This window comes from Leifsonia sp. 1010 (assembly GCF_031455295.1).
In the GTDB taxonomy this organism is placed as follows: Bacteria; Actinomycetota; Actinomycetes; order Actinomycetales; family Microbacteriaceae; genus Leifsonia.
The window spans coordinates 1877513-1902708 of the sequence record NZ_JAVDSL010000001.1 but is presented as its reverse complement, the minus strand read 5'-3'; the positions used below and the strand labels follow the sequence as shown (position 1 = coordinate 1902708).

Here is a 25196-nt window from a genome sequence, read left to right as displayed (position 1 = left end):
AGCATGGCAACGCCCCGTCGAACCCTGGTGCCGCCCGCGGTCATCGAGTTCCTCGGTTCCGCCCGTTTCACTTCGACGCTCGCCCTGCTGGCGGTCATCACCGGGTTCTCGACGCACGCCATCCGCGGGCTGATCGGCTGGCCGGGGCTGATCGGCGCCCTCGCCGTGCTGGTGGTCCTCGCGGCCCTCTCGTTCGCGGCGCAGTGGCGGCTGATCGAGTGGCACGGCCTGCTGCCCATCTCTGCGCTGCTGTTCGTCGGATGGTGTGCGGCCTCCATCCTGTGGAGCCAGTACCAGTGGGCGACGCTCACCGGGGTGGTGTACCAGCTGATCTTCGCCTTCATCGCCGTGTACATCGCGCTGGTGCGCGACGCCATCCAGATCGTCCGCGTCGTCGGCGACGCCCTGCGATTCCTGCTCACCCTGTCGCTGGCGCTGGAGGTGCTGAGCGGACTGCTGCTGGATGCGCCGATCCGCTTCCTCGGCATCCAGGGCAACATCGGCCTCGGCGGCCCGATCCAGGGGCTGTTCGGCACCCGCAACCAGCTCAGCATCGTCGCCCTGATCGCGTTCGTGACGTTCCTCGTCGAGCTCCGCACCCGATCGGTGCGGCCGCCCGTCGCGGCGTACTCCATCACGCTCGCCGGCCTCTGCATCCTGCTCGCCCACTCCCCCGTCATCGCGGCGGTCTCGGTGGTCGTCGGACTCGCCACCCTCGCCCTCTACCTGCTGCGGAAGGCCCCGGCGAACCAGCGCCCGTACTTCCAGTGGGGACTCGCGATCCTCACCGTCGCAGCGCTCGTGACCGCCTACATCTACCGCACGCGCGTGATCGACCTGCTCAACGCGCGCTCCGACTTCCAGGTGCGCTATCAGCTGTGGATCCAGATCTGGCAGCTGATCCCGGTGCAGCAGACGGTCGGGTGGGGATGGATCGGCGCCTGGCCGACGGACCTCTACCCGTTCACGGCCATCCAGGCGAACACCGGGGTCTATCACTCCGACGGACTGAACGCGTACCTCGACGTGTACCTCCAGGTCGGCGTCATCGGCCTGCTGCTCTTCGTCGCCCTGATCGCGCTGGCGTTCAGCCGCTCCTGGCTGCTGGCCTCCAACCGCCGCAGCGTCGTCTACGCCTGGGCCCCGCTCGTGCTCGTCGCGCTGCTGGTCACGAGCGTGTTCGAGAGCTCGATCCTGGTGGAGTCCGGCTGGATGGTGCTCGTCATCTGCACGGTGAAGGCGTCGCAGGGGATGAGCTGGCGGCTTCGGCTGCCGCACCGCGACGCGAGCTGAGCCCGCAGGGCGTGCGCAGCTCCGGCTCGATGGTCAGGCCGCGGGAGGCGCGCCCGCGTCCGAGGCGCGGCCGTCGTCGGCGGCGAGCCGGCGCTCGAGCTCTTTGACGCGCAGCTGCAGCAGCACCGTCTGCTCGGCGAGCGACCGGGTCTTGTCCTCGAGGGTGGTGAGCTCGGCGCTCGCCTGGATGCAGACCAGGAACAGCACAGCGATGCTGACGAAGAACACGAGGTTGGTTCCGACGCCGACACCCAGGAGTTCGGCCGTCCAGTTCAGGATGCCCGGGAAGATGCCGATGATGAGCGCCAGCGTGCCGGCGAGCAGCCACCAGATGGCGTGCCGTTCGCGCATCCGCTTGCGGCGCATCATCTCGATGACGACACCCAGGGTGAGCAGTGCGGCGAGGATGCCGAGGATGTAGGCGGTGAGACTCACGACGCGTTCAGCTGCCTCTCGGCGGGGGCGATCGGGCGGAACAGGGCGAAACCGAGAGCGAGGAAGGCGCGGCCGAGGTAGGTCGCAGCCTTGACCGGGTTGTGCGACGGGACGCCCGCGGCACGCGGCCGCATGATCACCGGGACCTGCACGATGCGGCAGCCGGCGCGGGCCGCGATCACGAGCGCCTCGATGGTGTCGCCGAGGTACTCCGCGGGGTAGTTGCGGGCGAACAGGGCGACGGCGCGCGGACCGCTCGCCTTGAATCCGGAGGTGGTGTCGCTGAGCGTCGTCCCTGCCGTACGGCTCAGCGTGCGCGACAGCATCCGCATCGCCCACTTGCGCGGGCCGCGGACGGTGTAGTCGCCTGCGCCGGCGAAGCGGGCGCCGATCGCCAGGTCCGCGTTCTCGAGCGCCGCGAGCAGAGCGGGCACGTTGCCCGGGTCGTGCTGGCCGTCCGCGTCGATCTGGATGACGTTGCTGTAGCCGTGTTCCAGCGCGTACTTGAAGCCGAAGCGCATCGCGCCGCCGACGCCCATGTTGAAGGGAAGCCGGGCGACCTCGGCGCCCGCCTCGGCCGCGACGACGCTGGTGGTGTCGGCCGAGCCGTCATCGACGACCAGGACGCTCACGCCGGGCAGCTTCTCGGCGATCTCGTGGACGACGGCGCCGACGGAGGCCTCCTCGTTGAAGGCGGGCACGACGATCAGCGTCTGTGCGAGCGAGGTGGGCATGATCAGGGATTCTAGCAGTCGGGGGTGTCCGGAAGCGGCGAAGGCGAGGCCCTCACCACCCGCGCAGGACGTGACCGAGCAGGGAGCGGACCCCTGCGCCGTCGCGCTTGGACACGGCCGCGGGGAGCCGAGTAGCGGCGTTGAGCCGGCTCGACAGGTGCGCCGACGCGACGCGCGCGGCCCGCGTCCACCCGCGGGCCCGGAGCCGCCGCTTGGTCTCGAGGAAGAAGGCGCGCTCCTCCTCGAAGCGCGTTCCGTCCAGCGCCGTCCAGGAGGAGACGCTCCCCTCGTGGCGACGGTAACGGAACGTGCGCTCGGGCAGCAGAACCAGGTCGCCTCCATCGAGCACGATGTCGAGTTGCAGCGCGAGGTCGAGCACGACGTCGAAGGACCCGTTGAATCCGTGTCGGTCCACCGCCTCCCTGCGCCAGCAGATCGAGGGGAAGTAGGTCCAGTTGCCGCGCAGGAGGCTCACGGCGAGGTCTTGACCGGTCATGACCAGTGGATCGCTCTTGTCCGGCCGATACCAGGTCTTCACGCGGTCGGCGAGCGGGAGGGCGGGGAGGCCGTCGTCGCCGATGACCGTCACCCCCGGCTGAAGGTACGAGGCGTCGGGATGCTCCGCGATGGCCGTGCGCATGGACGCCACGTAGCCGGGCTCCATCAGGTCGTCGCATCCCATCAGCACGAAGTAGTCCGCCTCGACCAGCCGGACGCATTTCGAGAAGTTGCCGTTCACGCCGAGGTTCGCCTCGTTGCGGACGTACTCGACACGCGGGTCGCTCAGGGAGGCGACCCACTCGCCGGGCTCCCTGTCGGGGTACACGTCGTCGACGACGACCAGACGCCAGTCAGGGTCGGTCTGCGCCAAGACGCTCTCCACTGCGGCACGGAACAGGTCCGGGTCGCCGTAGAACGGCATCATGATGTCGATCGTCACTCGTCTGACTTTCGTCGTAGGGTAAGCGTGCCGCGCGCCGCGGTCGCCGTCCATCCTTTCATGCGTCACGGGGAGCCACCCATCACCGCTTTCGAACCGCTGAACGAGCCCATCCCGGATCTCGAGGAACCGGCGGCTCCTCGATCGGCCCGTTCGTCCGTCGTTCTGATCCTCGGAGCGACCGCGATTGCAGGTGTTGCGGGCTATGTCGTGACGTGGCGGGTGTACACGGAGGTGGGCGCTGCCGGCTACGGCGTCTTCTCCGTCTTCTGGTCGGCGCTCTTCCTCGTCGTGGGGATTCTGTTCGGTCTGCAGCAGGAGTCGACGCGGGCGACCGCACAGACCGCGCGCGCTGTGGCGGAGCCCTCAGCGGTTCCGGATGCACCGGCCGCCTCCCCCCGGACGACCTCTCTCTGGGCTTTCGCCTCCGTCGCCGCCGTGACCGTGGGCGTCGTCGTTCTCCTCACGAGCCTGCTGTGGGCGGTTCCCAGCCTGGGCGCGGCGAACGCGGGGCTCGCGTGGTTCGTGGCTGCCGGGGCGGCGCTGAACTGCCTGGTGGCGGCTGCATCCGGAGTCATGGCGGGGGCGGGGATGTGGCGGCAGCTGGCCGCGATCGTCGCGCTCGACGGCATCCTGCGTGTCATCGGGGTCGTCGCGGTGCTCGGCGTCACGGATGACATCGTCCCGCTCGCCATCGCCGTGATCCTGCCGTTCCCGGTGTCGCTCGCGATCGTGTTCCTGACCGCGCCTCGGGCGCTCGTCCAGAATGCGCGCGTCTCGCTCGGATTGGGCGCCCTGGTCGCGAACACCGGCCGCACGATGCTCGCGGCATCCGCGACCGCGGTGCTGATCAACGGCTTCCCGCTCGTACTCTCGTTCTTCGCGGGCCCCGACAACCACGCCGACCTCGGCTCGCTCGTGTTGGCGATCACGCTGACGCGCGCGCCCATCCTCGTCCCGTTGACGGCGCTGTCCAGTTTCCTGGTGAACCGCTTCTCGCACCACCCGGAGAACACGGGAAGGACCGTGGCCGTGCTGCTCGGCGCCATCGCGGCCGTGATCGCGGTGCTGTGCCTGGCGGCGTGGCTCTGGGGGCTGCCGGTCATGCGGTTCGTGTTCGGGCCGGAGTTCGACCTCGGGTCGGGGGTCCTGGTCGCGCTCATCGCTTCGTCCGGGCTGATCGGGGCACTCTTTGTGAGCGGCTCCGCCGTTCTCGCGCGGAACCTTCACGGGCTCTATGCGATCGGGTGGGTGGCGGCCTCGGTGGTCACTCTGGCTCTTCTGTTCCTTCCGCTGCCCCTGCCCGAGAGAGCGGCGCTCGCGCTGGCCGCCGGTCCCGCCGTCGGTCTCGTCGTGCACCTGGTCGGGATGCGCGTTCGGTAACACGTGGGAACCGCTGGTTCATGACGCGGACTTAGCTGCGAATCCCCTATGGTGTTGATGTGCAGAATGCGCGTGCGACGGCGACATGACGGTCCTGCAGCGATCTGTCGGCGCCGATGAGACGAACCCTGTGAACGACGAAACAGCCACCGCCCCGCGTCCGGCATTCCCGGTCCGGGCCTTCCTCGTCTCCTGGGCCCTGCTCACGGCGCTGTGCCTCTGCTGGGGCTTCGCCACGCCGATCTCCGGCTCCCCGGACGAGCCCGCGCACATCGTCCGCGCGGCCAGTGTCGTCCGTGGCGAGTGGGTCGGCCCCGCCTCGTCGACGGGCAACATCGTCACCGTGCCGGCGTATATCGCGCGGTCGCAGGCGGTCACGTGCTTCGCCTTCAACCCCGCCGTCGATGCCGACTGCGGTGTCGCCGAACCGGCCGATCCGGATGCGGACGTCCGGTCGACCACCTCCGCCGGCCTGTACAACCCCCTCTACTACCTGGCCGTCGGGTGGCCCACCCTCCTCATCCACGACACCGGTGGCATCTACGCGATGCGAGCGGTCAGCGCCCTCCTCACGGCGCTCTTCCTCGCGCTCGCCTTCGCGATCACCACGACCCTCCCCCAGCGGCGCCTGGCGATGTTGTCCTACGCCCTGGCGATCACCCCGATGATGCTGTTCCTCGGCGGCACGGTGAACCCCAACACCCTCGAGGCCGCAGCGACCCTCGCCGTCTTCGTGGCGATGCTCTCGATCGTTCTGGATGTCCGGTCGCTGCGCCTCCGCTCGGACCTCGTCGTCGTGGCCGCGGGTATCGCCGTCGGCGTCAACGCCCGGGGGCTGTCTCCTCTGTGGCTGCTCGTCGCCATCGGAGCGCCGCTCGTTCTGATCCCTCGCACCAGATTCCTCGCACTGGTGCGCCGCCGGGCGACGCTCGTCGCCATTGCCGTCTCGGCACTGTTCGTTGTCGGCGCCCTCGCCTGGACCCTGGGATCCAATTCGCTGGCCAATGCGATCGCGAAGCCGGAGGAGGCGCTCCACTTCCCGGGAGTCGGCGCATCACCGGTGACCGGATTCCTTCGCGTGTTCACCGGAACCGTGGGTTACGGGCAGGGTCTCATCGGTCTGTTCGGCTGGCTGGACACCCCCGCCCCCGACGTGGTGATCTACGTCTACGGGGCCGGAATCGCCGCACTCGTCGTAAGCGCGCTCCTCGTGCTCCGGGGGCGGCGCCTGCTCGCGCTGGCGATCCTGGTCGCCGCCTTCCTGCTGTTCCCCGCGATCGTGCAGGCCGTCTACATCCACGGTGGCGGCCTCATCTGGCAGGGCCGCTACAACCTCCCGCTCTTCCTCTGCCTCGTCGTCGGTGCTGCCGCTCTTCTCGGGCCGCGCGCCGAGTTGATCGGGGCGACGACGTTCCGACGGTTGATCCTCCTGGTCGCTGCCGTCGGCGTCGGCGCCCAGTGGTGGGCCTTCGAGGCGACGCTGCGACGCTACTCCGTCGGCGGGAACGGAACGCTCAAGCTGTTCCTTCTCGGCGGAGCGCCCTGGACGCCTCCCGGCGGGAACCTGCTCTGGCTCGGACTCATGGGGGTGGTGCTCGTGGCGAGTGGTGTCCTCCTCACGGCGTCCGTGTGGCCGCGCGACCCGCGCCCGCTCACGCCGGCCGGGACTGCCTGAGCAGCGTCCACGGGACGCGCGGGGTCCCACTGGTAATGTCCACTTGGTCCTTCCGGTGGGGCACCGCCGCGCACCATCGGACCTGGCATCGGCGGGTCAGCCGAGTCCGACATCCCAAGGAGACCTGTGACCGACAGCGAGAACCCGGAGACGCCGGCCACGCCGAAAGTGCTTGCACGGGTCTTCGGCATCGCCGCCGGCATCCTCTTCGTCCTCATGGCCTCCTTCTCGCTCGCGACTCCGCAAGGGGGCAGCCCGGACGAGCCCGCCCACGCCATGCGGGCATTCGCAGCAGCACACGGACAGCTCGACGGCCCGGCCTCGCGGAGCGCGCCCGGCACCATCGACCTTCGCGTTCCGCAGTACTTCGCCCAGCTTGAGACCCGGATGGCCTGCTTCAAGCGGGTCATCACACAGACCCCCGCCTGCGTCGCGCCGCTTCCGGCCGCGGATCCCATCGTGACCGGGCACTCGTCCGCGACGGCGAACACGCCCGTGTTCTATGTGCTGACGGGCTGGCCCAGCCTGTTCCTGCACGAGTCCAAGGCCCTGTACGGGATGCGCCTCGTCAGCGCCCTCCTGTGCGCCGTCCTGCTCGGGGTGGCGTTCGCCGCGGTGCGCGCACTGCCACGCTGGCGCTGGACCGCGGCAGCCCTCGGTGTCGGTCTCACGCCCATGGCGCTGTTCCTGTCAGGCACACTCAACCCGAACGGTCTGGAGATCGCCGCCACCGTCGCCTCCTTCGCCCTGCTGACGCTGCTGTTCTCGCGTCCGCCGTCACTCTTCACCCCGCTCGTCGTCGGCGCCGTCGTCGTCATCGGGGCCCTTCTGATCTTCACCAGGAGCATCGCCATCCTCTGGCTGCTCGTGGCTCTCGTCGCCGCTCTGCTGATCGCGTCGCCCGGAGCCTTGCGCGCGGTGGTGCGGGTCTGGTGGGTGGTCGCCGCGGCGGTACTCGTCGCGCTCATCGCGGCAGGAGCGGCCCTCTACTACCTGCGCCCTCGTGCGCTCACGCCCTCGTACCAGCCGGTCGGCGGGGGCAGCAGCTGGTCGCAGGGTTTCTCGACGACCCTCGACCAGACGTTCTCGTTCATGGTCGGGTGGATCGGGCAGTTCGGGTGGCTGGAGTCGCCGGCGCCGGCCCTCACCGTCGCCGTCGTGGCGGCGGTCGGCGGGGCGGCGCTCCTCTTCGGCGCCGCGGTGACACGTCGGCGGACGGGTCTCGCGCTCGGGATGATCGCCCTCGTGCTCGTCCTGGTTCCACCGTTCTCGCAGGCCGCCGTCGTCCACGACGCTGGATACATCTGGCAGGGCCGGTACACACTGGCTCTCGCCGTCCTGTTGGTGATGGTCGCGGGCAGGAGCCTGGACGACGGCCTTCCGGGTGCATCGATGTCGGGTGTCGGCCGTCGGGTCGTGTGGATCTCCCTCAGTGCGGTGGCGATCGGGCAGCTGGCAGCGTTCATCTGGGTGCTCCGCCGCTACGTGATCGGCCTGTCCTGGAACACCACATGGCTCGACCTGGTCCGTTCACCGCACTGGCAACCGCCGGGCGGATGGCTGCCCGTGACGGTCGTGTTCGCCATCGGGACCGTCGCCGGGGTCATCCTTCTGGCACGGTCGGTGACACGCCCGCCTGCCCTCGTCACCACGGCCTCCGGGGTGTCGTAAGTCAGGACGATCGTCGGCCTGATTGGTAGAATGGTGCGTCCCCAACCGACAACGGGGCGACCGAAAGTTCTCCATCATGAGCCCCGTAGCCGCCCTCGCCCGCTTCCCGTGGCGCCTCTTCTCCGCCGTCTTCGTGGTCCTCTTCGGGCTGATGACCGTGTGGGCGCTGGCCACCCCGTTGTACGCCGTTCCGGACGAGGCGTCGCACTCCATCCGGGCGGCCGCGGCGGTGCGCGGCGAGATCGTCGGAACGGACTCGAACTTCCAGGTTCCCGCCTACCTGAAGATCCCCGGTGCGCAGAACACGGGAGTGCTCTCGTGCTACGCCGGCCGTATGGACCGCACTCCGGCATGCACGAGCGATCCCGCCGGCGGAGACGAGACGCGCAGCCTGTGGAGCACCGCCGACACGAACAGCCCGATCTACTACCTGGCCGTCGGCTTGCCCACCTTGGTGTCCGAGGGTCTGCCCGCCATCTATGGGATGCGCATCCTCTCCGCCGCGCTGACGGCGCTGACCTTCGCCGTCACGGCTGCCTTGCTCGCGGCGTTCCCCGGCCGCCGCTGGGCATGGCTGCTCGGCCTCGCCGTGATCAATCCCGAGGTCCTCTTCCTCGGCGGTTCGGTCAATCCGAATGGCATGGAGGTCGCCTCGGCGGGCGCTCTCCTCGTGTCGTTGTTCGTGCTCGCACGGCTCAGGCCCACGGGATGGCTGCTGGGCCTCGCGGGAGCCAGCGCGGTGATCTCGACCCTGTTCGTGACCGGCGGCCGCAGCCTGGCACTGCTGTGGGTCGTGCTCGCCGCCGCGGCGGTCATCGCGGTGATGAACAGGAGCGACTGGCGTGAGCTCCTCCGCCGCAGGTCGACGTGGATCGTGGCCGTTCTTCTCGCGGTGATCTGCGTCGGCGCGTTGCTCTGGTTCACACGGCCGGAGAACGCCGTACGCCCCGGGGCAGGGGCACCCGTGGCCGGGAACAGGCTGATCGTCGCGCAGAACATGCTCGAGGAGACGGTGCGGTACTGGCAGCAGATGGCCGGCCAGGGCGCCGTCGACTACGGGATGCCGCAATTCGTGCCGGCGTTGTGGACCTGCCTCATCTTCGCGCTCTGCCTGCTCCCCGTCGTGCTCGGCCGCGGCCGCGAGAGGTGGGTGACGCTGGGGCTCGTGGGCGCGATGGTGGTCATCCCGGTTGTGACACAGGTCGCCCTCTGGCGACAGGTCGGCGATGTCTGGCAGGGCCGGTACGTCCTCGCTGTCCTCCTGATGCTCGCGATCACCGGCGGACTGGCGCTCGACACCGCGCGGCTCGGTGGGCCGCGCCGAACGGTGAGTGTCCTCCGGGCGATCCTGGTTCTGGTGTCCGTCGGCCAGTTCGTCGCCCTTGCCGCCGTGGTTCGTCGCTACGCCGTCGTCGACTCGAATTGGCTCCACGCGCTGTTCCGGCCGAGTTGGCTGCCGCCCGGCGGGACGATCGGGCTGGTCGTCATCATGGCGGCTGTCCTGATCCCAGCGACGGTCGCGTTGTGGCGTGCGTTGCCGCGCATGTTCGCGGACCCGGTGGACGCCTCGCCGGAATCCACGCCGACGGAAGCAGGAGCGGTCGAGTCCCGCTGACTCGGAGCGCAGCGCTCGGTCAGGCCGGCTGCAGCAGGTCGCGGACGATGTCCGCGTTGCCCCTGCTGGCGAAGCGCGCGTAGTCGCCGCGCGCGGCCAGCCGAGCTACGGCCGCTACCCGGAGGATCCGCGCGGGCGGCATGGCGGCGCGTGCGGTCTCGAACTCCCGCTTCCGCCTGGCCAGCGCCATCGACGAGGTGGGGATGCGCTCCCCCAGTGCTTCGAGACGGGCGACCAGCAGGTCGGCCCGTCGCGCCAGCCCGCGGTTGCGGTCGCCGCGAGCCTGCAGGACCCGCGCCGCCTTGCCCCGGAGCGTCGGGTCGGCGACCCCGATCTGGTTCGAGCCGTGGCGACGGTAGTCGGTCAGCGGGTCCTCGAGCACGTCGGCGCCCGAGAGAGCCGCCGCGATGATCGCCAGCCATTCGTCGTGCACCCACTCGTCCGGGAACGGCAGGGCGGCCTCCAGGAGGGACCGGCGGAAGACGACCGTCGCGCCTGTCGCCAGGTTGCGGCGCAGGTAGACCCGGAAGGCGTCACCGGCGTGGATGCTGTCGCGGTCGGCGCGCGACACCTCGAGCGACTGGAACAGGGTCGCCCCCGCCGGCCGTCCGACGCCGTCGATCAGCCGCGCGTCGGTGTGGAGGAACAGGAGCGACGGATCGTCGGCGAAGCGCGCGGCCATCCGCTCGAGCTTGTCCGGCATCCACACGTCGTCCTGGTCGCTGAGTGCGATCAGGTCTCCGTGGGTGGCCGTGACCGCCTGCTCGAAGTTGCGGACCACCCCCAGAGCGACCTCGTTGCGGAGGATGCGGGCGTCGGCGAACCCGGCGAGCGCGGTCTCCGCGACCGCCACCGTCGTGTCGGCCGAGCCGTCGTCGGAGACCACGATCTCCGCAGGCGGCCGCGTCTGAGCCCGGATGGACCGCAGCTGGGTGTCGAGGAAGGCCGCGCCGTTGTACGTGCACAGCGCGACCGAGACCGACGGACGGGTCACAGCGACCGCTTGACCCGGCTGGTGATCTTCTTGGCGACGACCTTCGGGCCGCCGTTGCTCAGGTAGTGGAAGAACAGCCCGACGTCATGGCGGATGCCGTGCTTCTTGCGGCGCACGGCCCGCCCGGCGACCGGACGCGACGACCGCACGGCGCCGCTCTCGACGAGGTCCGGCGCGTGCCGGGCGTCGGCGACGAACGCGGTGAGCGGGCGCAGGACGTTCTCCCAGAAGTACCGCTCGCGCACGCGACGGATGTTGCGCTTCGCGGCCTTCACGAACGCCTCGTCGTAGAGGATCTTCTCCAGCGCGTCGCGCAGGGCGGCGACATCGCCGGACGGGACCACGATGCCGAGCTTCTCCTCGCGCACCAGATCGGCGAAGTGGTCGCCCTCGGTGACCACCATGGGCAGCTCGGCCCACAGGTAGTCGAGGATGCGGGTCCGGAACGAGAAGGTGGTCTCGATGTGGGCGAAGTGCGTGCTGACGCCCGCATCCGCCTCGGTGAGGTAGTTCTGCCGGTCGGCGTAGTCGACCCACGAGTCGTTGAAGAACACAGCACTGTCGAGCACGCCGAGTTCGCGGGCGAGCGCCCGCGACTCCGCGACGATGCCCATCTCCGGGACACCGGGATGCGGGTGCTTGGTGCCCTGGAAGAACAGCCGGACGTCGGGGTGCGTCTCGTTCAGCGCGGCGACGGCCCGGATGAGGGATGTCGGGTCGAACCAGTTGTAGAGCCCGCCGCTCCACAGCAGCACCTTGTCCTCGACGCCGATGCCCGGCCGGACGCCCTTGAGCACCTCGCGCTCGTGCCGCGGCGGGGTGCTGGAGAGCCCGAACGGTACGACGTCGATCAGCCGCTCGAGGTCCGGGTCGGTCTCGTACACCGACGGGTTCACGCGGCCGAGGGCCGCCAGCTGACCGAGGTAGAAGTGACGCTGGCGCTCCGACGCGCACAGGAAGAAGTCGCCGCGCTCCAGCTGCTCGTTGAGGACGTCCGTCGCGTCGCCGACCTGCTTCTTCCATTGAGCGGCTCCGAGCTCGCGGCCCTGCTCCAGCTGCTCGAGGTGCATCGGGTCGTAGATGTCGGCGACGATGATCTTGTCGGTGGTGCGGATGCTGTCGAACAGCGCCATCGCCAGGCCCTGGAAGACGATGACGTCGGCCTCGCGCTCGAACGGCTTCATCGCACGGTCGTCTCCGGGCCGGACATGCGCGACGCGGAACGGCGCGGAGACCGGCTCGACGCCCGCGAGCGAGACGAGGGTGACCTCGTTGTCGGCGGAGAGCGCCTCGGCCATGTGCCAGGCGCGGATGGCGGGGCCGGCCATCTTCTCGCCGATGGGGTCGCCGGTGATGATGAGCACGCGGGTCACCTGGGGCGGCTCGGTGACGGCGAACGCGGTCGCCAGCTTGTCGTAGCCCTCGAGATAGTGATCGTTCTGGAACGAGGGCGCATCCGTCTGGCCGAACAGCGACCACAGCCGCGCGTCCGAGACGACCCGGGATGCCTGGATCTCGCGCCGCGACTCGGCCAGCGACGGCAGGTTCTCGACGAACTGGTCGATGGCGAAGACACCGGCCAGGGTCTCGCGCGACACCTCTTGCGTCGGCGCGTCGTCGCCGCCCTTGCGGAGGTCGAAGGAGGCGGAGTCGAGGTCGCCCTTGGCCACCGCGCGTCGGACGGCGAGCGCGAGGGTGGCCGGCAGCGCGTCGGCGAGCGCCTCATCCCCGAGGTTCTTGTACTGCGTGTACAGCGCGTTGCGCTCCAGCAGGTAGGTCTCTTTGAACGCCCCGAACTTGCTCATCGAGGCGTGGTGCTTGTGGTACGCCAGCGAACGCGGCTCGTAGACGTAGCGCCAGCCGCGGAGGTTGAGACGCCAGCCGAGGTCGACGTCCTCGAAGAACATGAAGTAGCGCTCGTCGAAACCGCCCAGTGCGTCGTAGACGTCGCGGCGGACGAACATCGCCGACCCGGTGCCGAACAGCACGTCGGCCGGCTCGTCGGCGCTGGAGGGGACGGGCTGGGCGGTGAGCGGCTTGTAGCCCTGACCGAACCAGGTCAGCGCCGAGCCGATGTAGTCGACCAGCTCGCCGTCCCAGTCGAGCACCTTGCTGGCGACCGCACCGATCGCGCTGCTCTCGCCGAAGCGCTCGACGGCGGCCGCGATCCACCGCGCATCCGGACGGGCGTCGTTGTTCAGGAAGGCGACGATGTCGCCGGAGGACGACCGCACACCGAGGTTGCAGCCGCCGGCGAACCCGAGGTTCTTCTTCGAGACGATCAGCGTGATCCCCTCGATCGCGCGCAGCCGCTCGGCGCTGTCGTCCCCCGAACCGTTCTCGACGACGACGATCTCGAGACGCTCGGCGGGCCAGTCCTGCTCACGCAGATGACGGATCGCCTGGAGGGTGTCGTCGGTCCCGCGGAAGTTCACGAGAACGACGGAGACGACGCCGGGACGGAGGTTCGGCATAGAGGCCTTCCTGTTCGCTTGCGGAAACCGATCTTAGCAATCGGCCCCCCGGCGACGGCTGCGCCGCGACCGTCAGCGCACGGTCACGGAGCGGCAGCCGAGTTGTGTGTATCCGGTGCTCGTCTGCACGCAGACCGAGTAGGTGCCCGGAGGCCGCGGAAGGGTCACGTCATAGCCGTGGTAGATCCCGGCCCCGGGATAGAGGCCGTTGAACCAGCTGACCGGCAGGTTGGCCTTGGCCGGTCCGCCCACGCCATTGACGTTGATCCAGACGTACGACGAAGCGCTCCGCTGGGTGAGGTCGACCGCCCAGCCGTGGACCCGGATACCGCCGGCGACCGCTTCGACGCCGTCGAGCGCCGCCGCATCCGACTGGGTCACGGTGACGTTCTTGCAGCTCAGCAGGGTGGTGCCGCCGACGCCGTAGACGCAGATCTGGTGCGTCCCCTTCACCGCCGGGATGAACAGGTCGAACCCGTTGCCCTGTCCGATGCCGGGGAGGAGGTTGGGCAGCCAGCTCAGCGCCTTGTTGGTCTTGTAGGCGCCGCCGGCGCCGTCGACGTTCACCCAGACGTAGGACTGCGCCGGCGAGGTGTAGTCCGCCGACCAGCCCGCGATCTGCACTCCGCCCGGCACAGCCGTCACCGAGTCGAACGATCCCGTCCCGCGCGGCACCGCGAGGGTCACACTCTTGATCAGGACGTTCTGGGTTCCGTAGACGCCGTAGACGTCGATCTTGTGCGCCCCTGGTGAGGCGGGGACGGTGACGTCGAAGCCGTGACTGACGCCCGAGCCCGGGTAGTAGTTGTTCAGCCAGCTGGTCGGGTTGCCCGCCTTGTACGGACCGCCCTGACCGTCGACGTTGACCCAGATGTAGGCGGGCGCCGTCGTCGCGAAGTCGACAGCCCAGCCCGTCAGGCGGACGCCACCCCAGGTGCCCGCCGCAGTGTCGAGGCTCCCCGAACCATACGGGACGGTCACGTACTTGCACCCGAGAAGCGAGTTGTTGGAGCCGCGGACGTTGTAGACGCAGACCTGGTGATCGCCCGGCGACGCGGGAATCAGCTCCGAGAATCCGTGATTCGCCCCGTAGTTCGGGAACATGTTGTTGAACCAGCTCAGTGGCTTGTCTGCCTTGTACGGGCCGCCCTGGCCGTCCACGTTCACCCAGATGTACGACGACGCCGCCGTGCTCGGGTCGTAGGACCACCCGCTGATCTGGATGCCTTTGTAGGCGCCCGCTGCGCTGTCGAACGAGCCGTAGTGCGGCGCGGTGGTCGAGCCGAACCAGTCGGTGTACATGCGGAAGAAGTTGCGGTTTCCGTACGCCGAGCATCCGTCGCCCGTGCCGTAGAGATTGGCGAGGGCCGCCGGATTGGGCGTGTACGGCGTGTAGTAGTAGAGCGCCGCGGTGGCGGCGTTCTGGATCTGCACCGCCTTGGTGCCGCAGGCCGCGTTCGGGCTGTACTGGATGTTCGCGACGCCGCCGACCGGGATCCAGGTGAAGAAGTTGCTGGTGCCCGCCGGGTTGCCGTAGCGCTTGAACTGCCACGCCGCCTTGTAGACCTGGTTGTAGAAGCCGAAGTACTCCGAGTCGCACGGTGCGGTGTCGGGGCAGGCGTAGCCCATCGCGATCTGGTAGCGGGATGCGGTCGGGGCGGTCGAGGAGACGAGCCCCTGCTCCTTCTCGAGCGTGACCAGGATCGCCTTGGCGCTGATGCTGCACGCCTGCTGGACCTTGAAGATGATCTGAGCGGCCGACTCGTTCGACGCCCCGCTGTACGCGCGGCACATCGGGTCCGCGCCCCGGCTGTAGGTGCTCTGTGTGAAGCTCTTCAGACAGGTGTACCCCGACTGGCAGCTCGGCACGCGCGAGTTGAGGAACGACTGGATCTCGGCGGTCGTCATCGCGGCCGGATCGTAGAAGTTCTCGTCGCTGATGATGTAGCCCGGCTGGAAGTCGCTTCCGCTCGCCGCCTCTGCCGACGGAGCCGGCAGCAGCTGGGTCACCGGAACGAGCACGGCGACGGCGAGCAGCAGCGTCCCGAGGATGGAGAGGACTCGCTTCATGGTTGGGGGTTCCCTGGTCGGCGGGAGCACTCCCCAGCGCACTCTCGCGGCGCCGGGCGGCCCGGATGCACCGGGTCGGCGGGCGCATCCGCCATCAGAGTACGTCAGCTCTCGGCGCTTTCCCAGCATTTGAGCGGGCTGTCGCGCTCCTCTGACTGCCCCTCTTTGAGGGGCACGGAGGCGGCCCTCGTAAGATGGCAGGGGCACACGCACGGCAGAGAGAACGGTTCCGATGGCTTCCACCCCTTCCCGTCCATCCACGGACGACGAGCTGGCCGCCGCCCGGCGCGAGATCCGCGCGCTGCGCGCCGAGCTCGCGTCCAACGCGCCGACGATCGACGACCTCCGGCGTCAGGTGACGGCGGCCGAGGAGCAGGCGGAGCGCTACAGGAAGCAGGTCACCGCCATGCGCTCGTCGATGTCGTGGCGCATCACCAAGCCGCTCCGCATGCTCGCGCGCCGGGGCTGACGGGTGGCCCCGCACCGCGCCTCCGAGCGCGTCCTCGATCTCGTCCGCCGCGATGTCACGGTCGAGCGCGGACCGGCCCGGCCGCCCGCCGGCGACCGCATCGCCATCGTCGCCAGCTGGGGAACCGACAACCAGGTGAGCCGCTCGCTCGGCGAGCTGGTCGGCGCCCTCGATGCGGCCGGCTACCCGTCCATCGTGGTCCGCGCATCGGACGACCGCTCGCCGCTGCGCTGGCCGACTCCCCTGCCCGAGTCGACGATCGTCGTGCGCAAGCCCAACATCGGTTACGACTTCGGTTCCTGGGCCGTCGGCCTCGACCGGTTCCGCTCCGTCGCGAAGCGCCGCAATGTGATCCTCGTCAACGACTCCATGCTCGGCCCGTTCGCACCGCTCGACGGGATGATCGACTCCTTCGAGGGGACCGCCGCCGACGTCTGGGGCGCCACGAACACGCGGCAGATCGTGCCGCACCTGCAGAGCTACCTGCTGGGCTTCCACGGGGGCGTGCTCGCCGATCCCGCGATCCGTCAGTTCTGGCGCAATATCAAGCACCTCGACGACAAGACCAGCATCATCGGCGATTACGAGCTGGGCTTCAGCCGCCTCCTGCGCGCAGAGGGCCTGACGTCGCGCGCGTGGTTCGACTCGGAGCGTGTCGTGTCGCCCACCGACAACCCGGTCATCACCGGGTGGCGGCGACTGGTCGAGCTCGGCTTCCCGTTCGTCAAGCGGGAACTGGTGCGTGACCCCTCCGTCACGCCGGACGCCCGTCTGGCCCCCGAGATCATCCGCGAGCGGTTCGGCGCCGACGTCGACGAGTGGCTGTGAGCGGCCAGGAAGGAGCGCCCGTGGCATCCAGAGGACGGCAGATCCGCCGCAACATCAGCGCAGCGTTCCAGATCGCGGCGAGCGGCATCGCTCCGCGCGAGACGGTCATCCCGCCGCAGCCCCACCCGGCGGACCACGCGGCCTGGGTGGATCGTCGCACCGGGAAGCTCCGGCCGACGCTGCCGGACGCGTGGGCGTCGCGGTACGAGTACCCGGCGGCACCCGCCCGGATCGGCGTGCTGATGCACGTCTTCTACACGGATCTGGTGGCCGAGCTGTGCGAACAGCTGCGGAACATCCCGGTGCCGTTCGACCTCATCGTCACGAACGCGAGCGGCGAGGAGCTGGACCTCCCTCTGGATGGCGTCCCGCTGGCCGGACACGTCGCGGTGCTGCCCGTCGCGAATCACGGCCGCGACATCCTGCCGATGGTCGAGGTCGTCAACGCCGGGCTGCTCGACCCGTACGAGCTCGTCCTCAAGGTGCACACGAAGAAGAGCACCTGGCGGGAGGAGCACGCGGAACTGTCCGGCACGGGCGACGACTGGCGCTCCTCTCTCTACGGCACCGTGCTCGGCTCGGCGGACAACGTGCAGACCGTGCTCGGCGCTTTCGCGGAAGACCCGAGCGTCGGGATCGTCACCGCGGACGAGGACATCGTCGGCACGGAGTTCTGGGGCGGCGACCTGGAGCGGACGCGAGCCCTCATGCGCCGCCTGCAGCTCTCGGTCAGCGAGCACGACCTCCGCTTCGCCTCGGGCTCCGTGTACTGGATCCGCGGCTTCCTGCTTCAGGGACTCCGGGCGTTCGCCATGGACGCGGAGGACTTCGAGCCGGAGGCCGGTCAGGTCGACGGGACGACCGCGCACGCGGTCGAGCGCGCGCTCGGGCTGGTGACGCTCGAGGCGGGCTACCGGATCGCCGGCCGCGGGACCATCGAGGCCCCCGCCGACGACAGCTGGCGGCACTTCGAGCTGGACGCCGACCGCACGGCGCGCGCCCGCGTCATCCCCTTCTACCTGCCGCAGTTCCACACCTTCCCCGAGAACGACCAGTGGTGGGGACCGGGGTTCACCGAGTGGTCGAACGTCACGGCGGCACGGCCCATCTTCGAAGGGCACAACCAGCCGCTGCTCCCCTCGGAACTGGGCTTCTACGACCTCTCGGTGGAGGGTGTGCGGGATCGGCAGTACGACCTCGCCCGGTCCGCCGGCATCGAGGGCTTCATGTACTACTACTACTGGTTCTCCGGCAAGAAGCTCATGGACCTGCCCGTGGAGCGGCTGCACGCCGCCGATGGGGACCAGCCGTTCTGTCTGATGTGGGCCAACGAGAACTGGTCGCGGCGCTGGGACGGCAGCGAGTCCAGCATCCTCATCGCCCAGGACTACGACCAGGTGCCGGCGGAGCAGTTCATCGAGGACGTCATGCACCTGCTCCTCGATCCGCGGTACATCCGCGTCGACGGCAAGCCGCTGGTCGCCGTGTACAAGATCGCCCAGCTGCCCGACTTCCCGCAGACGCTGCAGCGCTGGCGGGAGCGCGCCGTCGAGGAGGGCCTGCCCGGCCTCCACATCGCCACGGTCGACGTGGGGCGGGAGATGGACGGCATCGACGGCGCCCTCTCGGACTACGGGATCGACGCCTTCCTCGAGTTCGCTCCGCACAATCGCCGCTGGACCACCGTCGACCTCGAGAAGCTCGACCGTTTCGACCCGCGCTTCGAGGGGCACGTGCTCAGCTATCCCGAGATGGCGGTCACCTCGGAGCTCGTCCTCCGCGAGCCCGTGGAGGACGAACGCTACCCCGGCGTGATGGTCAATTTCGACAACACGGCGCGCCGCCAATGGCGACCCGACCTCTGGTATGGTTCCAATCCGTACACGTTCCGGCGTTGGTTGAACTCGGCCATCTCCGCCGTCGCCGACCGTGAACCCGAACATCGCATCGTCTTCGTGAACGCGTGGAACGAGTGGGCGGAGTCTGCTGTGCTCGAACCGTCGCAGCGCTTCGGCCGGACGTTCCTGCTCGCCGTGAAGGATGCGCTCCTCAGGTAAGGAAACCCGTGAAACTCGCTATGACGGTGATGGTCCGCGATGAGGCGGACATCATCCGGCCGATGATCGAGCACCATCTCGATCAGGGGGTCGACATCCTGATCGTGACGGACAACGGCTCCGTCGACGGCACCGCGGAGATCCTCGGCGAGTTCGCCGAGCGCGGCCTGATCGACCTGCGCCACGATCCCGTGCAGCGCAAGCAGCAGAGCTCCGTCGTCACGGGGATGGCGCGCGACGCCGCCACCCGGTACGGAGCGGACTGGGTCGTCAACGCCGACGCCGACGAGTTCTGGGTCACCCGCGACCCGGCGCTCACGCTCAAGCAGGCGTTCGAGCACATCGACCCGGCGCTCCGTGCGTTCACCGTCCCGGTCGTGGACATGACGGGGCCGGCCGCCCTGGCCGGCACCGGTCTGCAGCGACTGATCTACCGCGACGAGCGGTCGGTCGAGCAGTTGAACGCGGTCGGACTGCACGCCCACTCCACGCCGGACGCCGTACACGTCGGCGACCCCGAGATCGAGGTCGCGCAGGGCAACCACTTCGTCAACCTCGAGAGCACGGGCGAGCCGGACCCCGCCTACGCGGTGGAGGTGCTCCACTTCCCGTGGCGCTCGTGGCGGCAGTTCGCCCACAAGGTCGAGAACGCCGGCCGCGCCTACGAGAGCAACCCCGAGCTCACGCCGAGCCCCAACCATCACGGGATGCGCGACTACCGCCGGCTCCGCGCCGGCTCCCTGCTGGCGTCCTACCTGGTGCGCAATCCGACCTCCGAAGAGCTTGAGCGCGGGCTCGCCGACGGCTCCTTCCGGCTGGAGCGGCGGATCGCCGACCGCTGGCCGTCGCCCGTCCCCGACGAGCTCGTGGACGAGCAGGCGTACGCGCAGGAGTACGCGTACGGCCGGGAGCTCGGCGCGATGGAGCTGCGCATCCGGGAGCTGGAGCGGCAGGGCGTGCGCGAGCGCGACATGATCTTCGAACTGAGCGATCAGGTCGGAGCCCTCAACGCGCACATCGCCGAACTCTCCGCCGCGTTGACGGAGGCACGGCAGCGCGCCGACGAACGGCTCTCCGCCAAGGTCGCCCGGGTCGTCCGGCAGCGCTCCGGCCGCCGCGACCACGCCTGATTCCGCCTCCCAGGGCACTCAGGCGGCGCACGGCCGGGTCCGGGAGCGGCCGACTATACTTGCGAGGTCCCCCGCCCCCGACGAAAAGAAGTGCATGTCAGCCCAGGCGCGATTCGAGGCTCTCTCCCGCCAGAAACTGGCGCCGGTCGGAGCCGCCTCGCCCACCGGCCGACGGTCGATCGCCGCGTTGAAGGAGATCTTCTCGCACCGCGAGATGCTCTCGCTGCTCGTCCGGCGCGACCTGAAGTCCCGCTACAAGGACAGCGCCCTCGGCTTCGTCTGGACACTGATCCGGCCGCTGACGCAGCTGTTCATCTATTACATCGTCATCGGCAAGTTCCTGTCCGCCGAGCGCGGCATCCCCGAGTTCGCGGTGTACGTCTTCACCGGTCTGACGGCCTACGGCCTGCTCAGCGAGATCATCGGCGGCGGTACCGCCTCGATCGTGGGCAACGCCGGACTGATCAAGAAGGTGTACCTCCCCCGCGAGGTGTTCCCGCTGGCGAGCGTCGGATCGGCACTGTTCAACTTCGCCATCCAGCTCGGGATCCTGCTGATCTTCACAGCGATCCTCGGCTCCTTTCCGTGGTCGCCGGACTTCTTCTACTTCTTCCCGGCACTGCTGGTGCTGCTGGTCTACGGCACTGCCTTCGCCCTGCTGCTCTCGGCACTCAACGTCTACCTGCGCGACATCCAGTATCTGGTGGAGGTGCTGCTGCTCCTCCTGCTCTGGGCCTCCCCCATCGTCTACTCGTGGAGCATGGTCAAGGACATCCTCGGCCCGAGCCTCGCGCTCGAGATCTACACCGACAACCCGATCACGCTGGCGGTCCTCGGCTTCCAGAAGGCGTTCTGGATGGGCGGCCAGGCCACCGCGGAGTACCCCGCCGGCCTCGCTCTGCGCCTCGGCATCGCCTTCGTCATCGGTCTGGTGCTGCTGGTGTCCTTCCAGCGCGTCTTCCAGCGCCTCCAGGGCAACTTCGCGCAGGCTCTCTAGGAAGCACGGTATGACGGACAAACTCACCACCCGCCCGGAGACCCGCACCGCGGAGAGCTCGCCGGAGATCGTCGTCATCGACGATGTCTCGAAGCGCTTCGTGCTGCGCAAGGACAACTCCCTCAAGGAGCGCCTCGTCGCCTTCGGCCGCGGCCGGAAGCATCGCGAGGAGTTCTGGGCGCTGCGGAACGTCTCGGCGACCATCACCGCCGGTCACACCGTCGCCCTGATCGGTCACAACGGCTCCGGCAAGTCGACGCTGCTCAAGGTCATCGGCGGCATCGTCGACCCGACGAGCGGCACCGTCAGCCGACGCGGCCGCATCGCGGCGCTGCTGGAGCTGGGGGCCGGGTTCCACCCCGACCTGACCGGTCGCGAGAACGTCTACCTCAATGCCTCGATCATGGGGCTGAGCCGCGCCGAGACCGAGGCCCGGTTCGACGACATCGTGGCGTTCTCGGGCATCGGCGACTTCATCGACACCCAGGTGAAGTTCTACTCCTCCGGCATGTACGTGCGTCTGGCCTTCGCCGTTGCCGTCCACACCGACCCCGACCTGCTGCTCGTCGACGAGGTCCTCGCTGTCGGCGACGAGGCGTTCCAGCGCAAGTGCCTCGACAAGATCCGCTCGTTCCAGGAGGAGGGGCGCACCATCATCCTGGTGACGCACACCCTCAGCCAGGTGATCGAGTTGTGCGACCGCGCCATCCTCCTCAACCAGGGCGAGATCGTGTTCGACGGGGAGCCGCGTGACGCGGTGTCGCAGTTCCGCGACATCCTCGAGGAGCGCCGCGTGACGGAGGTCGACGCCAACGGCCGTCTGACCGCCCCGGAGCGCGAGGCCCGCATCAACGTGGTCTCCGCGAAGCCGGACGGCAAGACCGTCGGTTCCCCGTTGGAGCGCGACGACGACCTCCTCATCACCATGCAGATCGATCACTACCAGCCCGTCGAGGGCTGGACCTGCGGCGTCCAGATCGACAACGCCATGGGTCAGGTCGTCCTGGGCACCTCGACGCCGCGCGCCGGGACGGACCTGCCCGCGTCGACCGGGCCGCAGACCCTGCAGCTGCGGTTGCAGCGGCCGCAGTTCGGCCCGGGCAAGTACTTCGTCAACGTGTCCCTGATGGACCCGACGGGCCGCCACTTCGCCGACCTCCCCCAGGCGACCAGCTTCGATGTCGCCCAGGATCCGTCGACGGTGGGGATGCTGTACGCCAAGCCGACCTTCTCGATCGTCGACGACTGAGGCCCTGCGCTGAGATGCCCGGAGCCGACTCCCCCTCCGTCCTGATCGTCACCGTCACCCACAACACCGGCGAGGTGCTGCGCGCCTTCCTGCGCTCAGCACGGACCGCGACGGCCCAGCCGGCCCAGATCGTCGTTGTCGACAACGCCTCGGCCGACACGACCGTGGAGCGGGAGGCGTGCGCCGAGTTCGGTGCGGAGTTCCTCGCCCTCGACGAGAACCTGGGCTACGGCGGTGGGATCGAGGAGGGCGTCCGGCACGGATCGTCCGACGCGGAGTTCCTGGTCATCGCCAATCCGGACGTCGAGTTCTCCCCCGGATCGGTGGACGAGCTGGTGCGCGTGCTGCGCGAACGGCCGGCCGCGGGCTCCGCCGGGCCGCGCATCCTGAACGTCGACGGAACGGTGTATCCGTCCGCCCGCAGCCTCCCCTCGCTCCGCACGGGGGTCGGTCACGCGATCTTCGGCCGCATCTGGCCCGGCAACCCGTGGACGAGACGCTACCGCGGGGTCGACTACGAGAGCGACGCCGTCCGTCCGGTCGGCTGGCTGTCCGGTGCGTGCCTGGTCGTGCGTCGCGACGCCTACGAGCAGATCGGCGGCTTCGACACCTCGTACTTCATGTACTTCGAGGACGTCGACCTCGGCGCCCGCCTCAGCAAGGCCGCCTGGGCCAACCTCTACGCGCCGACCGCGAGCGTCGTGCACACCGGAGCGCACTCGACGAGCACCGCCTCCCGGCGCATGGAGGCCGTCCATCACGAGAGCGCGTACCGCTATCTGTCGCGCAAATACACCGGCTGGTACCTGCTGCCCGTCCGCGTGGTCCTGTGGGTCGGCCTGCGCGTGCGGCAGTGGTGGGTCACCCGATGAGAGGAACGACCGACTGATGGAGAATCGCGCGAAACGCATCCTCATCGTGACACCCGACACGATCGGCGAGCGGATGGCGGGCCCGGCCATCCGGGCGTGGCACGTCGCCCAGGCGCTCAGTGCCGTCGGAGAGGTGCGGCTCGCCTCCACGGTCGGCGCGACCGTCACCTCGCCGGAGTTCACCATCGTCCACGCCGGGCAGGACGCTTTGAAGCCCCACGCGGAGTGGGCGGATGTCGTGATCATCCAGGGCCACATCCTCCGCACGCACACGTGGCTCAAGGCGATGGATGTGCTCATCGTCGCGGACATCTACGACCCCGTGCACCTGGAGTGGCTGGAGCAGGGCCGCGACCTCCCCGAGGCCGACTACTACGCATCCTCCGTCGACTCCGTCGAAGTCATGAACGACCAGATCGAGCGCGCCGACTTCATGGTGTGCGCCTCGGAGAAGCAGCGCGACTTCTGGCTCGGTCAGCTCGCGGCGATGACCCGGGTGAACCCGGCCACCTACGCGGCCGACCCCACGCTCCGCAACCTGCTGGATGTGGCGCCGTTCGGAATACAGGACGCCCCGCCCGTGCAGAAGGCCCACGGCATCCGCGGCGTCGTCGACGGCATCGGACCGGACGACAAGGTCATCCTGTGGGGCGGCGGTGTCTACAACTGGTTCGACCCGCTCACGCTGATCTCAGCGGTCGGCCGGCTGGCGAAGGAGCACCCGGAGGTCCGGCTGTTCTTCCTGGGCGTGAAGCACCCCAACCCGGACGTGCCGCAGATGGAGATGGAGCGCGCCGCGCGCCGCCTCTCCGACGAGCTGGGACTGACCGACTCCGTGGTCTTCTTCAATGAGACCTGGGTTCCCTACGACCAGCGCGCCGACTTCCTGCTGGACGCCGACCTGGGCGTGAGCACCCACCTCGAGCACATCGAGACGGCCTACAGCTTCCGCACCCGGGTGCTCGACTACTGGTGGGCGGGCCTGCCGGTCGTCGCCACCGATGGCGACACCTTCGCGCCGCTCATCCGCGACAACGGACTCGGACGCGTCGTGCCGCCGCAGGACGTGGAGGCGCTGGAGGCCGCGCTCGGCGAGCTGCTGTTCGACGATGCGGAGCGTGGGCGGATCCGCGAGAACGTGCGGGCATTCGCCGGGCGGATGCACTGGTCGACCACCCTGGAACCGCTGGTGCGCTACGTGCGGGCGCCCTACCCGGCGGCGGACCGCGTCCGCGGGGTCATCTCGCAGCGCAACCAGATCACCGCCGACCTGCGGAAGCGCATCGCGGGCATGGAGTCGAGCTCGTCGTGGCGGGTCACCGCCCCACTGCGCCTGGCCGGCGAGTGGGTCGCCCGCCTCCGTGGGCGGGCGCCCGAACGGCCCGAATAGGCCGAGCCGATCGAATAAGCCGGTCGGGCCGCTACGGTCTGAGCAGCCTCAGGACTCGGCTGCGAGCAGCGCCATGATGTACGTGCCGTAGCCGCTCTTCACGAGCGGCTTGGCCAGCTCGGCGAGCTGCTCGTCATCGATCCACCCGGCGCGCCAGGCGATCTCCTCGATGCAGCCGACCTTGAAGCCCTGGCGATCCTCGATCACGCGCACGTACTCGGACGCCTGCATCATCGACTCGAATGTGCCGGTGTCGAGCCACGCCGTACCGCGGTCGAGCACCTGCACCTGCAGCTTCGAGGCGTTGAGGTAGCGCTCGTTGACGGTCGAGATCTCCAGCTCACCGCGCGCACTCGGCGTGATCGTCTTGGCGATCTCGACCACCGAGTTGTCGTAGAAGTAGAGGCCCGGGACCGCGTAGTTGCTCTTCGGAGTGGTCGGCTTCTCCTCGATCGAGAGCGCGGTGAAGCTGTCGTCGAACTCGACGACGCCGTACGCCGTCGGGTTGCTGACGTGGTACGCGAAGATCAGCGCGCCATCGATGTCGTTGTGGTTGCGCAGCGACGAGCCGAGGCCGGCGCCGTGGAAGATGTTGTCGCCGAGCACCAGCGCGACGGACTCGTCGCCGATGAACTCCTCGCCGATGATGAAGGCCTGTGCCAGGCCGTCGGGCGACGGCTGGACCGCGTACTCGAGCCGGATGCCGAGCGACGATCCGTCGCCGAGCAGCGCCTGGAACTGCTCGTTGTACTCCGGCGTCGTGATGATGAGGATCTCGCGTATGCCCGCCATCATCAGCGTCGACAGCGGGTAGTAGATCATCGGCTTGTCGTAGATCGGCATCAGCTGCTTCGAGATGCCCTTGGTGATCGGCCAGAGCCGCGTGCCGGATCCGCCGGCCAGGATGATTCCGCGCATGG

At 69.1% G+C, this 25196-nt stretch carries 20 protein-coding genes; 13 read left to right on the top strand and 7 right to left on the bottom strand.

Features of this window, described 5'->3' with window-relative positions:
• Window positions 1–3 precede the first annotated feature (3 nt).
• Entirely contained in the window at window positions 4–1293 is a 1290-nt protein-coding gene (locus tag J2Y42_RS09175) for an exopolysaccharide production protein (RefSeq protein WP_309857193.1), read from the top strand.
• Between the two features lie 33 nt (window positions 1294–1326).
• On the opposite strand, the gene J2Y42_RS09170 is transcribed toward J2Y42_RS09175, so the two are convergent.
• Genes J2Y42_RS09170 through J2Y42_RS09160 form a run of 3 tightly spaced genes read right to left on the bottom strand, consistent with a single transcriptional unit; the run spans window position 1327 to window position 3402 of the window.
• Entirely contained in the window at window positions 1327–1728 is a 402-nt protein-coding gene (locus tag J2Y42_RS09170) for a DUF2304 domain-containing protein (protein ID WP_309857191.1), read from the bottom strand.
• Window positions 1725–2462: a glycosyltransferase family 2 protein gene (locus J2Y42_RS09165; protein WP_309857188.1), complete on the bottom strand. Its 738-nt coding sequence runs from the start codon at window positions 2460–2462 to the stop codon at window positions 1725–1727. Before J2Y42_RS09165 ends, J2Y42_RS09170 begins: the two co-directional genes overlap by 4 nt.
• 52 nt (window positions 2463–2514) lie before the next feature.
• A complete protein-coding gene (locus J2Y42_RS09160) occupies window positions 2515–3402 on the bottom strand; it encodes a glycosyltransferase family 2 protein (protein ID WP_309857186.1) in 888 nt (295 codons plus the stop codon).
• Between the two features lie 210 nt (window positions 3403–3612).
• Between J2Y42_RS09160 and J2Y42_RS09155 the strand changes: the two genes are divergently transcribed.
• From J2Y42_RS09155 to J2Y42_RS09140, 4 genes are all read left to right on the top strand, one after another.
• Entirely contained in the window at window positions 3613–4785 is a 1173-nt protein-coding gene (locus tag J2Y42_RS09155) for a hypothetical protein (protein WP_309857183.1), read from the top strand.
• 130 nt (window positions 4786–4915) lie between these two features.
• Window positions 4916–6460, top strand: coding sequence for a DUF2142 domain-containing protein (locus J2Y42_RS09150; RefSeq protein WP_309857180.1), 1545 nt, complete (start codon window positions 4916–4918; stop codon window positions 6458–6460).
• A 126-nt stretch (window positions 6461–6586) separates the two neighbouring features.
• Entirely contained in the window at window positions 6587–8131 is a 1545-nt protein-coding gene (locus tag J2Y42_RS09145; protein WP_309857177.1) for a DUF2142 domain-containing protein, read from the top strand.
• A 76-nt stretch (window positions 8132–8207) separates the two neighbouring features.
• Complete coding sequence (locus J2Y42_RS09140) at window positions 8208–9746, top strand: DUF2142 domain-containing protein (RefSeq protein WP_309857174.1); 1539 nt, start codon at window positions 8208–8210, stop codon at window positions 9744–9746.
• 19 nt (window positions 9747–9765) lie between these two features.
• Here J2Y42_RS09140 and J2Y42_RS09135 read toward each other — a convergent pair whose 3' ends face one another.
• From J2Y42_RS09135 to J2Y42_RS09125, 3 genes are all read right to left on the bottom strand, one after another.
• Complete coding sequence (locus J2Y42_RS09135; RefSeq protein ID WP_309857173.1) at window positions 9766–10740, bottom strand: glycosyltransferase family 2 protein; 975 nt, start codon at window positions 10738–10740, stop codon at window positions 9766–9768.
• A complete protein-coding gene (locus J2Y42_RS09130) occupies window positions 10737–13214 on the bottom strand; it encodes a glycosyltransferase (protein WP_309857170.1) in 2478 nt (825 codons plus the stop codon). Before J2Y42_RS09130 ends, J2Y42_RS09135 begins: the two co-directional genes overlap by 4 nt.
• Window positions 13215–13286: 72 nt before the next feature.
• Window positions 13287–15284 carry a hypothetical protein gene (locus J2Y42_RS09125; RefSeq protein ID WP_309857168.1) on the bottom strand — a complete coding sequence of 666 codons (1998 nt, stop codon included), beginning with the start codon at window positions 15282–15284 and terminating at the stop codon, window positions 13287–13289.
• A gap of 232 nt (window positions 15285–15516) precedes the next feature.
• Here J2Y42_RS09125 and J2Y42_RS09120 point away from each other — a divergent pair, with 232 nt between their 5' ends.
• The 8 genes from J2Y42_RS09120 (at window position 15517) to J2Y42_RS09085 (ending at window position 24276) form a co-directional block, all read left to right on the top strand.
• Window positions 15517–15753, top strand: a complete 237-nt coding sequence (locus tag J2Y42_RS09120; RefSeq protein WP_309857165.1) for a hypothetical protein — start codon at window positions 15517–15519, stop codon at window positions 15751–15753.
• 3 nt (window positions 15754–15756) lie between these two features.
• Window positions 15757–16581, top strand: coding sequence for a rhamnan synthesis F family protein (locus J2Y42_RS09115; RefSeq protein ID WP_309857162.1), 825 nt, complete (start codon window positions 15757–15759; stop codon window positions 16579–16581).
• Window positions 16582–16601: 20 nt separating this feature from the next.
• The gene (locus J2Y42_RS09110) at window positions 16602–18638 is read left to right on the top strand and encodes a glycoside hydrolase family 99-like domain-containing protein (RefSeq protein ID WP_309857159.1); all 2037 of its coding nucleotides are present in this window, start codon (window positions 16602–16604) and stop codon (window positions 18636–18638) included.
• 20 nt (window positions 18639–18658) lie between these two features.
• Window positions 18659–19768, top strand: a complete 1110-nt coding sequence (locus tag J2Y42_RS09105) for a glycosyltransferase family 2 protein (RefSeq protein WP_309857156.1) — start codon at window positions 18659–18661, stop codon at window positions 19766–19768.
• Between the two features lie 94 nt (window positions 19769–19862).
• Window positions 19863–20765, top strand: a complete 903-nt coding sequence (locus tag J2Y42_RS09100; protein ID WP_309857153.1) for an ABC transporter permease — start codon at window positions 19863–19865, stop codon at window positions 20763–20765.
• A gap of 10 nt (window positions 20766–20775) precedes the next feature.
• Window positions 20776–22014 (top strand): ABC transporter ATP-binding protein, encoded by a 1239-nt coding sequence (locus tag J2Y42_RS09095; RefSeq protein ID WP_309857150.1) that lies wholly within the window; start codon window positions 20776–20778, stop codon window positions 22012–22014.
• A 14-nt stretch (window positions 22015–22028) separates the two neighbouring features.
• Window positions 22029–22886 carry a glycosyltransferase family 2 protein gene (locus J2Y42_RS09090; RefSeq protein ID WP_309857147.1) on the top strand — a complete coding sequence of 286 codons (858 nt, stop codon included), beginning with the start codon at window positions 22029–22031 and terminating at the stop codon, window positions 22884–22886.
• Between the two features lie 16 nt (window positions 22887–22902).
• Window positions 22903–24276 (top strand): glycosyltransferase family 4 protein, encoded by a 1374-nt coding sequence (locus tag J2Y42_RS09085; protein WP_309857144.1) that lies wholly within the window; start codon window positions 22903–22905, stop codon window positions 24274–24276.
• Between the two features lie 48 nt (window positions 24277–24324).
• Here J2Y42_RS09085 and rfbA read toward each other — a convergent pair whose 3' ends face one another.
• A complete protein-coding gene (gene rfbA, locus J2Y42_RS09080) occupies window positions 24325–25194 on the bottom strand; it encodes a glucose-1-phosphate thymidylyltransferase RfbA (RefSeq protein ID WP_309857142.1) in 870 nt (289 codons plus the stop codon).
• Window positions 25195–25196: the final 2 nt, after the last annotated feature.

What these genes read in the sequence shown, in the direction of transcription:
- J2Y42_RS09140 (WP_309857174.1), top strand. Translation starts at nt 8,208, where the DNA reads ATGAGCCCCGTAGCCGCCCTCGCCCGCTTCCCGTGGCGCCTCTTCTCC.
- J2Y42_RS09095 (WP_309857150.1), top strand. Translation starts at nt 20,776, where the DNA reads ATGACGGACAAACTCACCACCCGCCCGGAGACCCGCACCGCGGAGAGC.
- rfbA (WP_309857142.1), bottom strand. Translation starts at nt 25,194, where the DNA reads ATGCGCGGAATCATCCTGGCCGGCGGATCCGGCACGCGGCTCTGGCCG.
- J2Y42_RS09130 (WP_309857170.1), bottom strand. Translation starts at nt 13,214, where the DNA reads ATGCCGAACCTCCGTCCCGGCGTCGTCTCCGTCGTTCTCGTGAACTTC.
- J2Y42_RS09105 (WP_309857156.1), top strand. Translation starts at nt 18,659, where the DNA reads ATGACGGTGATGGTCCGCGATGAGGCGGACATCATCCGGCCGATGATC.
- J2Y42_RS09085 (WP_309857144.1), top strand. Translation starts at nt 22,903, where the DNA reads ATGGAGAATCGCGCGAAACGCATCCTCATCGTGACACCCGACACGATC.
- J2Y42_RS09090 (WP_309857147.1), top strand. Translation starts at nt 22,029, where the DNA reads ATGCCCGGAGCCGACTCCCCCTCCGTCCTGATCGTCACCGTCACCCAC.
- J2Y42_RS09165 (WP_309857188.1), bottom strand. Translation starts at nt 2,462, where the DNA reads ATGCCCACCTCGCTCGCACAGACGCTGATCGTCGTGCCCGCCTTCAAC.
- J2Y42_RS09175 (WP_309857193.1), top strand. Translation starts at nt 4, where the DNA reads ATGGCAACGCCCCGTCGAACCCTGGTGCCGCCCGCGGTCATCGAGTTC.
- J2Y42_RS09100 (WP_309857153.1), top strand. Translation starts at nt 19,863, where the DNA reads ATGTCAGCCCAGGCGCGATTCGAGGCTCTCTCCCGCCAGAAACTGGCG.
- J2Y42_RS09120 (WP_309857165.1), top strand. Translation starts at nt 15,517, where the DNA reads ATGGCTTCCACCCCTTCCCGTCCATCCACGGACGACGAGCTGGCCGCC.
- J2Y42_RS09125 (WP_309857168.1), bottom strand. Translation starts at nt 15,284, where the DNA reads ATGAAGCGAGTCCTCTCCATCCTCGGGACGCTGCTGCTCGCCGTCGCC.